This window comes from Nonomuraea sp. NPDC004354, assembly GCF_053602555.1.
This window is the reverse complement of the sequence record NZ_JBSGDV010000003.1, coordinates 219669-232407: the sequence shown is the minus strand read 5'-3', so window position 1 is coordinate 232407 and position 12739 is coordinate 219669. Positions and strand designations below refer to the sequence as shown.

Below are 12739 nucleotides of genomic sequence, written 5' to 3'. Positions count from 1 at the left end.
TGGGGCCGGAAGAGGAGATTAGCCGCCAAAAACGGGCACAACCAAGGCGTTGGCGGGTAACGCGGAGGTAAGCCCTGGTGAAAAAGACACGGGCTTGGATGAAAGCGGCCGTCAGCACGGCCACGGTCACGGCCGTGCTGACGGCCGGAGTCGCCGCCTGCGGTCAGGCGGAGTACACCTACGTGCGCGACAGGGAAGGCACCACCTACTTCAAGGTGCCCTCCTCGTTCTCGAAGATCGACTCCACGAAGATCGATCTCCTGCTCAGCGGCGACCATCCCGAGTCCGAGACGGCGAAACTGCGCAAGCAGCTGGTCTGGTCGACCGCCTTCGACCAGGCCCCCGAACCGGCCGTGGACCACCTGCTGGGTTCCCAGGACCCGTTCGTCTACTCCACCGTCCACCGGCTGACCGAACCGCAGCGGAACGTGGTCTCGCTCAACACGATGCGCGACTTCATCCTGCCCGTGACGGAGGAGATGCGGCAGGCCTACACCCAGCGCCTCATGGAGGCGGGCCAGCAGCCCACCCTCGCGCGGTTCGAGCTGCTCACCGACCAGCCGATCGTGCTCAGCGACGGCGCGAGAGGCGTGCGCGTGCGGTTCAACTACCTGATCGGCGACACCGTCCAGACCTTCGACCAGACCGCCTACCTCGACCGGACGGGCGGGACCGTCTCGGTGCTGCTGATCCGCTGCACGGCCGCGTGCTTCAGCAAGAGGGTCGCCGAGTTCGACAACATCGCCGAGTCCTTCAAGCTGCTCAAGATGCCAGGATGAGGGAGCGACCGTGACCACGACCCACCCTGAGGGACTGCGCGCTCCCGGCAGCGGCCCCAACGATCCCGACTCCGTGACCCGCAAGCGGATGGCCTTCTGGGATCGCAGCAAGTTCATGCTCGGCCTGGGCCTGGCCTTCCTCGTGCTCGCCTGGAAGGAGATGGCCGACTACGAGGGCATCATGCCCTTCACCGACGCATTACAGCGTATCCGGGACAACCATCCGTGGATCTTCTACCTGCTGGCCGCCGAACTCGTCCGGCAGGTGCACTTCTTCGTCAGCGAGCGCTCGCCCGGCTACCACCGCTTCTGGAGCAAGGGCGTCTTCGGCGGCTTCGAACGGTGGACGCACCGCCGGTTCAGCGACTGGACGAGGTTCAGGCTCGCCAGGATCATCAAGATCCTGTTCTGGGTCACCGTGCTGGCTCTGGTCCTGGGCGCGGTGCTCGACCGCAGCCCCTTCCTGGCCCTGTTCCAGGCTCCGGCGCTGGCCTTCCAGGCGCTGCCGTACGTCGCCCAGCTGGCCTTCGCGTTCTTCTTCGTCATCTTCCAGTTCGTCGGACTGTTCTGGTTCCTGTCGCGCGGCGGCGTCGAGACCTACTACCCCGACGACATCAAGACCAGGTTCAGGGACGTGTGGGGCCAGGACCACGTGGTCGAGCGCGTCAAGGAGAACATCGTCTTCCTGGAGCAGCCGGACGCCATCGAGGCGCGCGGCGGCTACGTGCCCAGCGGTCTGTTGCTGTGGGGGCCGCCCGGAACCGGTAAGACGCTGATGGCCGAGGCCGTGGCCGGCGAGACGGGCAAGCCGTACGTCTTCGTCGACCCGGGCGCGTTCATCAACATGTTCATGGGCATCGGCGTGCTGAAGGTCAAGTCGCTGTTCAGGAAGCTGCGCAAGCTCGCCCTGCGCTACGGCGGCGTCATCGTCTTCTTCGACGAGGCCGACTCCCTCGGCCGCCGCGGCCGCCTGGCCGGGCAGGCCCCGCCCGGGCAGGGCTTCAGCGCCGACGGCTGCCACGGATTCGGCTACCTGTCGGAGTCGTCCAGATCCATCCTGTCCACCAGGGTCACGCCGCCGGACACCGAGAACAGCAGGTTCTTCATGGGCGGCGGCATGAACGGCGGCGGCGACATGGGCACGCTGCAGGCGCTGCTCACCGAGCTGTCCGGCCTGAAGAAGCCGCGCGGCCTGTTCAACCGGCTCGTACGGCGCGCCCTCGGCATGCGCCCCAAGCCGCCGCCGAAGTACCGCATCCTGGTCATGATGGCGACCAACATGCCGGACGCCCTCGACGACGCGCTGCTGCGGCCGGGCCGTATCGACCGCATCTACAAGGTCGGCTACCCGTCCAAGGCGGGCAGGGTCCGCACCTACCAGGGCTACTTCGCCAAGGTCCAGCACGAGCTGACCGACGAGCAGATCGACAAGCTGGCCACGATCACCCCGTACGCCACCGGCGCCACGATCAAGGACCTGGTCAACGAGGCGCTCATCACCACCATCCGCGACGGCCGCGAGACCATCACCTGGTCGGACGTGCTGCGCGCCAAGCGGCTCAAGCAGCTCGGCCCGCCCGAGGACGTCGAGTACATCGAGCGGGAACGGCACGCGGTCGCCGTCCACGAGGCCTGCCACGCGGTGATCGCCTACCGCACCCGCTACCACCTCGAGATCGACATCGCCACCATCGAGAAGGGCGCCGACTACCTGGGCATGGTCGCCTCGATCAAGCCCGAGGACCAGTTCACCCGGTGGAAGTCCGAGCACGAGGCCGACATCATGGTCTCGCTCGCCTCGCTGGCCGGCGAGCGGATGTTCTTCGGCGACGACAACTCCTCCGGCGTCTCCGGCGACCTCATGTCGGCGACCTATCTCGTCGGGCTCATGGAGTCGCACTGGGGCATGGGCACCGGCATCGCCTCCCTGCCCGCGCTGCAGGAGCTCGGCATCCACGCCGGCAAGGCCCTGCGCGGCCAGCCGGGGGCGCAGGAGCAGAGTCCCGCGCCGCGCGAGGGCGTCGTCCCCGAGCATCTCAGCGAGCGCGTCGAGTTCAACCTGGTCAGGTTGCTGGAGAAGACCGAGGAACTGCTGCGCGAGCACCGGCGCGAGGTGCTGTGCCTGGCCCACGCGCTGGAGACGCACAAGACGCTCAACGGCGAGGACGTCGTCGCGGTGCTCGAAGGGCGGCAGGGCCCGCTGGTGGACGGCGGCGTCTACCGGTCGGAGACGCTCATCGAGGAGATCGAGGAGTACCACCGCGACGCGGCCAGGGCGCACCGCGAGCACAGCGGCGTCGAGCGCGACCTGCCCGGCGTCGTGGAGGTCACGGCCGGGATCGCCGAGCCGTCCTACGACGTGCAGGTGCTCGACCCGGCCGACGCCGCCGCCCCCTCGCCCGGCAACGCGCTGGTGCCGGACGACCGGCGGCCCCAGTTCGTCCCGTGGGAGCCCCCGCAACCCGGCGCGCCCGCCACACCGGGTCACCAGGCGGCGCCGTTCGGGACCGCCCCGCAGATGCCCGCTCCCTTCCTGGCCGCTTCGTCCGGTACGGCCGAGCCGCCGCCCGCGCGCCGCTCGGGCGCGACCGCGTGGGTGGTCGTGGGCAGCCTGTTCACGCTCGCCGGCCTCGCGCTGTTCGGCGCGCTGGCGGCGACCGGCGCCACCGGCAGCGCGGTCGGCGCGATGTCCCCCGGCCTGCTGCTCGTGCTGTTCGTCGTCGTGGTGGCGGTGGTCGTCGGCATCGGGGTGGCGCTCATCGCGCTGAAGGCGGTGCGCGCGGGACAGAAGCGGGCCGAGCAGGAACGTGACAGGGCCAACGCCCGCGCCCAGCTGCTGGCCGCGGCCATGGACCCGGAGACAGCGATGCGCCTGCTCGGCTACGACGGCCGCCGCGGGCCCGACGAACGCCTCTGAGCACCCACCGCGCCGGTGGGTGCTCAGCCGAGCCGGTCGACCAGGCCGGGGGTGAGATCGCCGAGAGCGGGCACGACCGCGGCGGCCAGTTCGAGGGCGTCGGGCGCGGGCGGGTACCTCGGATGGGGGACGGCGATCACCCGCATCCCGGCCGCGGCCGCCGAGCGCAGCCCGTTGCTGGAGTCCTCGACAGCCACGCAGCCGCGCGGGTCGGCGCCCAGCCGCCGCGCCGCCTCCAGGTAGCCGTCGGGCGCGGGCTTGCCGTACGCGACCTCCTCGGTGGAGACGGTCGCGGAGAAGAACGCGCCGAGCCCCGTGGCGTCCAGGACGACGTCGATGAGCGCGCGGGGCGACGAGCTGGCCAGGCCCAGCGACCGGTGCTCGGCCAGGCGGGCGACCGCCTCCTTCGCGCCGGGCATGAGGGGGACGCCGTGGCGGTACCGCTCGGCCATCAGCCCGACCACGCCCGCCGCGATCTCGTCCGGCGACCGCCGCACGCCGAGCTCGGCCAGGTAGGCGGCCCATTCGCCGGTGCTCATGCCCATGAGCCTCGACTGGGTCTCTGGCAGCCACGTGCCGCCGTGCGCGGCGACGTAGGCCCTGCGGACCTCCTCCCACACCGGCTCGGAGTCGACGAGCACGCCGTCCAGGTCGAAGACGACAGGCCGGCTCATGCGGGCTGCTCCATCCAGTACTCGACGAACTCCGTGCACCGGCCCCCGGCGTCCAGCCTGACCAGCCACAGGTTGCTGAAGGCGGTGTCGGGATAGGTGGTGACGCCTTTGACCACGGCCACCTCCTCGGTGACGGCGACGGGCTCGTACTCGAAGGCCGCGGGGCCGTCGGTGTCCTTGCGCTCGAGCCATCGCGTGACGATCGCGTCCTTGCCGCGCCACGGCTCGGCGTAGGGCTCGGTGAAGTAGACGGCGTCGTCGGCGAACAGCGCGCCGATGTCGTCGGGGTCGTTGGTGTGCCAGGCCCGGATGTAGGCGTCCATCCAGCTCGCGAGGTGGGTCATGGACACCTTTCTACCCGGGCCCGGCGAGGCGGCCGCCGCCGAGGGTGCGCTCCGCCGCCCGGCGCCGAACCGCAGGGCGACGGCCTCCGAACGGTCTCCGAACGGCCTCCGAACGGCCCGCGGCAGGCCGGCCGGGCCGGACGGAACCGGCGGCCTGGCGCGGTCGCGTCCATACCCGCCGATTCTTCCGTCAGAATGGGGCGTCACACTTCGATGGAAGGGCTGTTCCATGACCGACTGGGTCTCCCAACTCGCGGACGACGTCATCGCCGAGTCGGAGCGGCGCGCGCCCGGCAAAACGATCGTCTGCGCCTCGGGGCTCAGCCCGTCCGGACCGATCCACCTGGGCAACCTGCGCGAGGTCATGACCCCGCACCTGGTGGCCGACGAGATCAGGCGGCGCGGCCTCGACTGCGTCCACCTGCTGTCCTGGGACGACTACGACCGCTTCAGGAAGGTGCCCGCGGGCATCGACCCGTCGTGGGCCGAGCACATCGGCAAGCCGCTCACCTCGGTGCCCGCCCCGCCTGGCAGCGCCTACCCCAACTGGGCCGAGCACTTCAAGACCCCGATGATCTCCGCGTTGGCCAGGCTGGGCGTCACCTACCGCGGCATCAGCCAGACCAAGCAGTACACCTCGGGCGCCTACCGCGAGCAGATCCTCCACGCGATGCGCGAGCGTGACCGCATCGACGCCGTCCTGGCCCGCTACCGCACCAAGGCCAAGCCGAAGGCCAAGGACGCCGACGAGGCCGCCGCGCTCGAAGGCTCCGGCGCGGCCGAGGAGGAGGCGGGCTACTACCCGTACAAGCCCTACTGCACGCTGTGCGGGCGCGACCTGACCACCGTCACCGGCTACGACGACGAGACGACCGAGCTGGCCTACACCTGCGAGTGCGGCTTCGGCGAGACCGTACGGCTGGCCACCCACGACCGCGGCAAGCTGGTGTGGAAGGTCGACTGGCCGATGCGCTGGGCCTACGAGGGCGTCGTCTTCGAGCCCTCGGGCGTCGACCACACCTCGCCCGGCTCGTCCTTCGAGGTCGGCGGCCACCTGGTCGGCGAGATCTTCGACGGCGTGCAGCCCATCGGCCCGCGCTACGCCTTCGTCGGCATCAGCGGCATGGCGAAGATGAGCAGCTCCAAGGGCGGCGTGCCGACCGCGGCCGACGCGCTGGAGATCATGGAGGCGCCGCTGCTGCGCTGGATGTACGCCCGCCGCAAGCCCGCCCAGTCCTTCAAGGTCGCCTTCGACCAGGAGATCCAGCGCCTCTACGACGAGTGGGACGCCCTGGAGCGCAAGGTGAGCGAGGGGCAGGCGCTGCCCGCCGACCAGCTCGCCCACGCCAGGGCGGTGCGGACGGCCGAGCAGCCGCTGGCGGCCACCGAGCGGCGCGTGCCGTACCGGATGCTGGCCTCCATCGTCGACGTGACCACCGGCGACGAGGAGCAGACGCTGCGCATCCTGCGCGAGCTCGACCCGGCCGCGCCGATCACCGACCTCGCCCAGGTGCGGCCGCGCCTGGACAAGGCCCAGCGCTGGGTCACCACCCAGGTGCCCGCCGAGCAGCGCACCACCGTCAGGCCGGAGCCCGACGAGGAGCTGCTGTCCTCGCTGGGTGCGGAACAGCGCGAGTCGCTGCGGCTGCTGCTCGACGGGCTCGACGCGCACTGGTCGCTCGACGGGCTGACCGACCTGGTCTACGGCGTGCCCAAGCGGCAGGCGGGGCTGCCCGCCGACGCGAAGGCCACCCCCGAGCTGAAGGCCGCGCAGCGGGAGTTCTTCGTCCTGGTCTACACCCTGCTCGTCGGCCGCGACACCGGGCCGCGCCTGCCGACGCTGCTGCTGGCCGTGGGGGCCGACCGGGTTCGCAAGCTGCTGGGAGCGTAGAGTCTGGATCATGAGATCCCTGCTCGTCTTCGACGGCGACTGCGCCTTCTGCACCACCTGCGTGAGGTTCGTCGAACGGCTGCTGCCGACGAAGGCGGAGATCATCCCGTGGCAGTTCGCGGACCTGCGGGCGCTGGGTGTGAGCCAGGCGCGGGCCGAGTACGAGCTGCTGTGGGTGGACGAGCGGGGCGCCGTCTTCGGCGGCGCCCAGGCCGTGGCCAAGCTGCTCATCGACGCGGGACTGCCGTGGAGCCCGCTCGGCCTGCTGCTGCGGGTGCCGCCGGTGCGCTGGCTAGCCCACGGGCTCTACCGTGCCGTCGCCAACAACCGGCACCGGCTTCCTGGTGGCAGCCCCGCGTGCGCGCTTCCGGCCGATCGTCGCCCGCTCCAGCGGTAGGAAGGCCGCCAGGCAGATGACGTGCGGCAGGAAGTGGATCGTGATCGCCGCCCAGGTGAGCAGGTGGAACAGCCCCCAGAAGGCGACAGCCGCGTGGAGCGCCCTGCCGCGCAGCGCCAGCATGACCGGCGACGCCGTCTCGGCCAGCAGCACGATCCACTGCCCGATCAGCAGCGCGCCTGGCAGGGCCGCGACGAACTCGCCGAAGAACGTGCCGCGCCTGGAGATCGCCCACTGGAAGGTGGCGCCGTTCGGCCACTCCCAGCCGCCGTGCCTGATCTTGGCGTAGGCGGACAGGAAGTAGGTGGCCGCGACCGCGATCTGGACGCACCGCATCGCCCACCCGGCCGCCTCCTCACCCGCCCGTGCGGCCGTCGGCAGCACGAACAGGGCCACGACCAGCGCGAGGTGGTCGTGGTCGACCTTGCCGTACGACATGGCCAGCAGCGCCCAGTACAGGTAGCCGGCCGCCACGACGTATCCGGCCGCGCGCGGCAGCCTTCCCCACGCCGCCACCAGCGCCGCCACCACCACGACGGCGAACAGCGTGTAGACCAGCACGGGGGAGGCGCCCGGCAGGTGCAGCAGACGGGCCACCAGCACGGGCCGGTACCCGGCGGGGTTCTCGGCGTGGCCCCAGACGCTGCCGGTGAACAGCATCATGTCCAGCGGGAGGAACAGGTAGACGATCAGCGACATGATCCGCACCCGCCGCGCCGGGACGGGAGCGAACCACCACCGCTCTAGCGCACCACCCATGACACCCTCTCCACGTCCTTGGTCCCCGCGGGACGGCGGTCTTCGAGCGTGACGACCCTGGTGATCACGATGAGCCGGGTGAGCCGGGGATCGTTGGGGCGGATGCGCTCGTGGGCGTCCGCCAGGCTCTGTAACAGCGAGGGCTGGGCGAGGTAGCGGCTGAGCTGGCCTTCGAGCTCGGCCCGGCGGATGCCGACGTAGTAGGGCTCGATGGGGATCTCGACCCGCGCGCCGGTGACGGTCTCGGCCTGCAGGTGCAGCGACTTGATCTCGCCGTCCGGCGGGATGCTGAACGCGAACTGCACCATGGGCCCGAAGGGGAACAGGTCGTCGTCCCCCAGCACCGTGCCGTATCCCAGCGCGGCGATCACGGCCCCCGCCGCGAACAGCCGCCACGCTTTACCCCGTTGTGTCAAGCCGCCCCGCATGCGAGCAAGCTAGCAGATCATGATCCAATTGATCATGATATTTCCGACATCTGCGGTTTCAGGGGAGTTCGGCGAAGCGCTCCACGTTCTCGGTCCTGCCCGAGACGAGGATGACGTCCCCGTAGGCGAGTTCGGTCTCCGCCGTGGCGTAGGTGAACTCCTCGCCGGGGCTCTTGACCGCCACCACGGTCACCCCGAACTTCTTGCGCAGCCCCGACGAGCCGAGCCGTATCCCGACGTACTCCTTCGGCGGCCGCGTCTTGGCCAGCGCGAAGCCCGCGTCCACCTGCATGTAGTCGAGCATCCGCCCGCTGACCAGGTGTGCCACCCGCTCGCCCATGTCGTGTTCGGGCAGCACCACGCGGTGGGCGCCGATCCGGCTGAGGATCTGGCCGTGCTGCCTGCTCACCGCCTTGGCCCAGATGTCCTCGATCTCCATGTCGACCAGCACCGAGGTGGTCAGGATGCTGGCCTCCAGGTCGCCGCCGATGGCCACCACCGCGCGGTAGAAGTCGGGCACGCCGAGCTGGGCGAGCGCCTCCGGGTCGGTGGCGTCGGCGGCGGCGATCTGGGTGATCTGGCCCGCCAGGGCCTGCACCACCTTGGGGCGGCTGTCGATGGCCAGCACCTCGGTGCCTCGTCTGGTGAGCTCGAGCGCGAGCGCGGTCCCGAACCTGCCGAGACCGATGACGACCACGGGGTCGTTTCTCATGTCAACCAACTATGACCCGTTCCTCAGGTAGTTCGTACCGGCTCGAGCGTTCCTTCAGGGCCAGCGCCGAGCCGAGCGTGAGCGGCCCGATCCGGCCCACGAACATCAGCAGCACGAGCAGCAGGTGCGCCGCGGGCGGCAGGTCGGCGGTGATGCCGGTGGACAGGCCCGCCGTGCCGAAGGCGGCGATCACCTCGAACAGCACCCTGTCCAGGCTGTGCGGGGTGATCACCAGCAGGATGTAGGTGGAGACGGTCACGAACGCCACCGCCATCAGGCTGATCGCCACGGCCTGCCGTTGCGCGGACTCCGGCAGCCGGCGGTGCCCGATGTTCACCCTCGACTCCCCTCGCAACTCGGCCCAGATGACGAAGGCCAGCAGGCCGAAGGTGGTCACCTTGATGCCGCCCGCCGTGCCCGCGCTGCCGCCGCCGATGAACATCAGGACTTCGGTCACCAGCCAGCTCGACGGGTGCATCTGGGAGATGTCGAGCGTGTTGAAGCCCGCCGAGCGCGGCATGACGCCGGCGAAGAAGGCGGCCAGCAGCTTGCCCGGCTCGTCGAGCGGGCCGAGCGTGCGCGGGTTGGTCCACTCGGTCAGCAGGAAGGCCAGCGTGCCGGCGGCCAGCAGGACGACCGTCATCCAGACGGTGATCCTGGTGAGCACGGTCCACCGGCCCGGGTGCCGCCACGCGCGGAACAGCTCGAAGACGACCGGGTAGCCGAGCCCGCCGACGATGACCGCGGCGGCGATCGTCAGGCAGATCCACGGGTCGCCGACGAAGCGCGTCAGGCCGTCGCTCCACAGGGCGAACCCGGCGTCGTTGAAGGAGGAGATCGCGTGGAAGACACCCAGGTAGACGGCCCTGCCCAGCGGCTCGCCGTACCCGAGGAGGAAGCGCAGGGTGAGGATGACGGCGATGACCGCCTCACAGCCGAGGCTGAAGAAGAGCACCTTGCGGGCGACTCTGCGCATGTCGGCGGTGCCGAGCGCCTTGGACTCGGCCTGGGCCAGCATGCGGGCGCGCAGGCCGAGGCGTCCCGAGACCAGGACGGTGAACATGGTGGCGAGCGTCATGATGCCCAGGCCGCCGACCTGGATCAGACCGGCGATCACCACCTCGCCGAACACCGACCAGTGCCCCTCGGTGTCGACGGTCGCCATGCCGGTCACGGTCACCGCCGAGGCGGCGGTGAACACCGCGATGACCCAGCCGGCCGGCTCGCCCGTGGTCGTGGCCGCGGGCAGCATCAGTAACAGCGTGCCCGCCAGGACGGCGAGCCCGAACGCGGTGGCGATCACCTGGGTGGGGCGCTGGAACCGTTCGAGCGCGGTCGACCTCCTCATCGCCCCCGCCGCGGACCGTTGGCCAGGATCGTCGCTGACATCACGACCCAGAACCGTATCGGGTTCCGCTCGGGCCACGAGGCCGGGGTGAACCACACGGCCGCGGCGCACGTGAGTGGGTGCATGAGGAGACTTGTCGCGGCCGTGGGCATCCTGACGGCGCTGCCGGGTTGCGCCGCCGAGCGGGCGTGCACGCTGGTCGGCGCACCCGCCGGGATCTCGATACGCGTCGACGCCCCGCTCGCCGGCCGGGTGTCGGCGGCCGAGCTGACGGCATGCTGGAACGGCTCCTGCCGCCGGACGAGGGTGGAGCTCCACCCGGCCGGCGGCATCGTGCGGCAGAGCTGCGAGGGCACGGACTGCACGGCCGAGCTGGGGCCCAAGGGCGGCAAGCAGGGTTTCGGCGACCTGGCGGAGCTGCCGAAGGCGCGGGTGGACGCGGTGCTACGGCTGGAGGGGCGGGCCGGAGCGACCGTCGTGGAGCGGCGCCTGACCCTCACGCCGAAGGCCGTCTTCCCCAACGGCCCTGACTGCGGCGAGGCGGGTCCGCAGGCCGTGATCACCGTGTCCGGCACCGGCTCGGTCAGCGAAGGGACGTGACCTCGGTGCGGTCACCGGTCGCGCCGGCGGAGAGCGGGGGAGCGGTGACGATGCCGGCGAGGACACCTGGCCGCGTCCTGACCGTCGGCGGCGGGGACGGGCGGGACGGTCAGGAGGGCTCCTCCCGCAGCGCGCCGTAGAGGAAGATCTGGACGAGATCGGCGGTGGCGGGGCCGTCGCCCGTGCGCGCCCCGGTGAACAGCAGGCCGAGGAAGACGGTGGCGACCTGGTCGGCGCTCGCCCGCAGGGCGCCCGCCTCCGGCTCGAACAGCTCGGCGATCGCTGCCCTGACGAGGTCCATGGAGCGCTCGCGGTCGCCGGGCCGGCCGGCGGTCGCGTCGCCGCGACGGTGGCCCGAGGACATCAGCGCCCCGGCGACGGCGCCGATGCGGGCGAGGTGGGCGCCGAGCGCGTCGGCGGCCTCGGTGAGGCGGTCGGCGAGCGGCTGGTCCATCGGGATCGAGGCGATCTGCTCGACGGCGTGGTCGGGGCGGAGCGCCTCGGCCATGCAGGCGTCGAGCAGCTCCTCCTTGTCGGCGAACACGCGGAAGATCGTCGCCTCGCCGATGCCGGCGGCCCGGGCTATCTGGCTGGTCGTCACGGCGGTGCCGTGCTCGGCGACGAGGGGGAGCGCGGCGGCGACGATCATCGCGCGACGGCGCTCGGGGGTCATGCCGGGGGCGCGGCGCCGGGGTGTGTCTGTCGTCATATCGCCCACGGTACGGAGTGAGCGCTCACTCCGTCAAGGGAAGCCGATAGGGTGATCGGCATGATGTTGCGTTGGACCGTGATCGTGCCTGTCGCCGCCTTCCTCGTTCTCGCCTTCGCCTGGGGCCGCCCGGCCGTCGGCCTGCTCATGGCGCTGGTCGCACTGGCCCTGGTCGGCGCCGTGATCGCCGCCGTGCACCACGCGGAGATCGTCGCCCACCGGGTGGGGGAGCCGTTCGGCACGCTGATTCTGGCCATCGCCGTCACCGTCATCGAGGTGGGGCTCATCGTCATCCTGATGAGCGCGGGCGGCGCGGGTGCTGAGTCCCTGGCGCGCGACACCGTGTTCTCCGCCTTCATGATCGTCTGCAACGGCGTGATGGGCCTGTGCCTGCTGGTGGGTGCGCTGAAGCACCACGTGCTGGAGTTCAGGGTCGACGGCGTCACCGCCGCGCTGGCGACGCTGAGCGCCGTGGCCACGCTCGCGCTGGTCCTGCCGAACTTCACGCTCGCCACGCCGGGACCGACGTACTCGGCCGCGCAGCTGGCCTTCGCGGGCATCGCCTCGCTGGTCCTCTACGGCGTGTTCGTCTTCATGCAGACCGTGCGCCACCGCGACTACTTCCTGCCGGTCCAGGCCGGCGGCGGGGTGCGCCCGTCCGAGGAGCACGCCGACCCGCCCACCGGGCGCACCGCCCTGATCAGCCTCGGCCTGATGCTGATCTGCCTGGTCAGCGTCGTGGGACTGGCCAAGACCGTCTCTCCGGCCATCGAGGAGAGCATCGCGGCGATCGGCGCGCCGCGCACCACGGTCGGCGTGGCGATCGCCTTGCTGGTCCTGCTGCCAGAGACGGTGGCGGCGGTGCGCGCCGCGGCCCGCAACAGGGTGCAGAACAGCTTCAACCTCGCGCTCGGCTCCGCTCTGGCGAGCATCGGGCTGACCATTCCGGCGATCGCAGTCGTCTCGCTGCTGACCGGCGACAGTCTCGCCCTCGGCCTTGGACCGCTCCAGATGGTGCTGCTGGCACTGACGGTGGTGATAACAACTCTGACCGTCGCCCCGGGAAGAGCGACACTCATGCAGGGAACCGTCCACCTGGTGCTTTTCGGGGCCTTTCTCTTCCTTGCCGTCAGCCCCTGATCTCCCCTTTAATCGGAACCTGCGATTTCGGACGGAGACCA

General features: G+C 70.9%; 13 protein-coding genes. 6 read left to right on the top strand and 7 right to left on the bottom strand.

The genetic code is table 11. The features are described 5' to 3' along the window. Window positions 1–98: 98 nt before the first annotated feature. Window positions 99–779, top strand: coding sequence for a hypothetical protein (locus tag ACWENQ_RS11755; RefSeq protein ID WP_452414012.1), 681 nt, complete (start codon window positions 99–101; stop codon window positions 777–779). A gap of 10 nt (window positions 780–789) precedes the next feature. Beyond that, window positions 790–3696, top strand: coding sequence for an AAA family ATPase (locus ACWENQ_RS11750; RefSeq protein ID WP_452414010.1), 2907 nt, complete (start codon window positions 790–792; stop codon window positions 3694–3696). A 23-nt stretch (window positions 3697–3719) separates the two neighbouring features. Here ACWENQ_RS11750 and ACWENQ_RS11745 read toward each other — a convergent pair whose 3' ends face one another. Further along, entirely contained in the window at window positions 3720–4370 is a 651-nt protein-coding gene (locus ACWENQ_RS11745; RefSeq protein WP_452414008.1) for an HAD family hydrolase, read from the bottom strand. After that, window positions 4367–4714, bottom strand: a complete 348-nt coding sequence (locus ACWENQ_RS11740) for a YybH family protein (RefSeq protein ID WP_354907423.1) — start codon at window positions 4712–4714, stop codon at window positions 4367–4369. Before ACWENQ_RS11740 ends, ACWENQ_RS11745 begins: the two co-directional genes overlap by 4 nt. Before the next feature lie 229 nt (window positions 4715–4943). Between ACWENQ_RS11740 and lysS the strand changes: the two genes are divergently transcribed. Next, a complete protein-coding gene (gene lysS / locus ACWENQ_RS11735; RefSeq protein WP_449927140.1) occupies window positions 4944–6605 on the top strand; it encodes a lysine--tRNA ligase in 1662 nt (553 codons plus the stop codon). A 10-nt stretch (window positions 6606–6615) separates the two neighbouring features. Further along, on the top strand, window positions 6616–7002 hold the full coding sequence (locus ACWENQ_RS11730; protein ID WP_354907421.1) for a thiol-disulfide oxidoreductase DCC family protein: 387 nt from the start codon (window positions 6616–6618) through the stop codon (window positions 7000–7002). Here ACWENQ_RS11730 and ACWENQ_RS11725 read toward each other — a convergent pair. From ACWENQ_RS11725 to ACWENQ_RS11710, 4 genes are read right to left on the bottom strand one after another with little or no spacing between them, the layout of a single operon-like run. Continuing rightward, entirely contained in the window at window positions 6898–7761 is an 864-nt protein-coding gene (locus ACWENQ_RS11725; protein WP_452414006.1) for a hypothetical protein, read from the bottom strand. The genes ACWENQ_RS11730 and ACWENQ_RS11725 overlap by 105 nt on opposite strands. Beyond that, on the bottom strand, window positions 7746–8189 hold the full coding sequence (locus tag ACWENQ_RS11720; RefSeq protein WP_452414004.1) for a hypothetical protein: 444 nt from the start codon (window positions 8187–8189) through the stop codon (window positions 7746–7748). The genes ACWENQ_RS11725 and ACWENQ_RS11720 overlap by 16 nt, the downstream gene beginning before the upstream one ends. A 58-nt stretch (window positions 8190–8247) precedes the next feature. Next, window positions 8248–8901: a potassium channel family protein gene (locus ACWENQ_RS11715; protein WP_452414002.1), complete on the bottom strand. Its 654-nt coding sequence runs from the start codon at window positions 8899–8901 to the stop codon at window positions 8248–8250. A 1-nt stretch (window position 8902) separates the two neighbouring features. Continuing rightward, the gene (locus tag ACWENQ_RS11710) at window positions 8903–10249 is read right to left on the bottom strand and encodes a TrkH family potassium uptake protein (RefSeq protein ID WP_354907417.1); all 1347 of its coding nucleotides are present in this window, start codon (window positions 10247–10249) and stop codon (window positions 8903–8905) included. A 123-nt stretch (window positions 10250–10372) separates the two neighbouring features. Here ACWENQ_RS11710 and ACWENQ_RS11705 point away from each other — a divergent pair, with 123 nt between their 5' ends. After that, on the top strand, window positions 10373–10849 hold the full coding sequence (locus ACWENQ_RS11705) for a hypothetical protein (protein WP_449927149.1): 477 nt from the start codon (window positions 10373–10375) through the stop codon (window positions 10847–10849). A 109-nt stretch (window positions 10850–10958) separates the two neighbouring features. Here ACWENQ_RS11705 and ACWENQ_RS11700 read toward each other — a convergent pair whose 3' ends face one another. After that, window positions 10959–11558 (bottom strand): TetR/AcrR family transcriptional regulator, encoded by a 600-nt coding sequence (locus tag ACWENQ_RS11700; protein WP_452414000.1) that lies wholly within the window; start codon window positions 11556–11558, stop codon window positions 10959–10961. Window positions 11559–11618: 60 nt separating this feature from the next. Here ACWENQ_RS11700 and ACWENQ_RS11695 point away from each other — a divergent pair, with 60 nt between their 5' ends. Next, on the top strand, window positions 11619–12698 hold the full coding sequence (locus tag ACWENQ_RS11695; RefSeq protein ID WP_452413998.1) for a calcium:proton antiporter: 1080 nt from the start codon (window positions 11619–11621) through the stop codon (window positions 12696–12698). Window positions 12699–12739: the final 41 nt, after the last annotated feature.

What these genes read in the sequence shown, in the direction of transcription:
- ACWENQ_RS11695 (WP_452413998.1), top strand. Translation starts at nt 11,619, where the DNA reads ATGATGTTGCGTTGGACCGTGATCGTGCCTGTCGCCGCCTTCCTCGTT.
- ACWENQ_RS11730 (WP_354907421.1), top strand. Translation starts at nt 6,616, where the DNA reads ATGAGATCCCTGCTCGTCTTCGACGGCGACTGCGCCTTCTGCACCACC.
- ACWENQ_RS11740 (WP_354907423.1), bottom strand. Translation starts at nt 4,714, where the DNA reads ATGACCCACCTCGCGAGCTGGATGGACGCCTACATCCGGGCCTGGCAC.
- ACWENQ_RS11710 (WP_354907417.1), bottom strand. Translation starts at nt 10,249, where the DNA reads ATGAGGAGGTCGACCGCGCTCGAACGGTTCCAGCGCCCCACCCAGGTG.
- ACWENQ_RS11715 (WP_452414002.1), bottom strand. Translation starts at nt 8,901, where the DNA reads ATGAGAAACGACCCCGTGGTCGTCATCGGTCTCGGCAGGTTCGGGACC.
- ACWENQ_RS11705 (WP_449927149.1), top strand. Translation starts at nt 10,373, where the DNA reads ATGAGGAGACTTGTCGCGGCCGTGGGCATCCTGACGGCGCTGCCGGGT.
- ACWENQ_RS11700 (WP_452414000.1), bottom strand. Translation starts at nt 11,558, where the DNA reads ATGACGACAGACACACCCCGGCGCCGCGCCCCCGGCATGACCCCCGAG.
- ACWENQ_RS11720 (WP_452414004.1), bottom strand. Translation starts at nt 8,189, where the DNA reads ATGCGGGGCGGCTTGACACAACGGGGTAAAGCGTGGCGGCTGTTCGCG.
- ACWENQ_RS11725 (WP_452414006.1), bottom strand. Translation starts at nt 7,761, where the DNA reads ATGGGTGGTGCGCTAGAGCGGTGGTGGTTCGCTCCCGTCCCGGCGCGG.
- lysS (WP_449927140.1), top strand. Translation starts at nt 4,944, where the DNA reads ATGACCGACTGGGTCTCCCAACTCGCGGACGACGTCATCGCCGAGTCG.
- ACWENQ_RS11755 (WP_452414012.1), top strand. Translation starts at nt 99, where the DNA reads ATGAAAGCGGCCGTCAGCACGGCCACGGTCACGGCCGTGCTGACGGCC.
- ACWENQ_RS11745 (WP_452414008.1), bottom strand. Translation starts at nt 4,370, where the DNA reads ATGAGCCGGCCTGTCGTCTTCGACCTGGACGGCGTGCTCGTCGACTCC.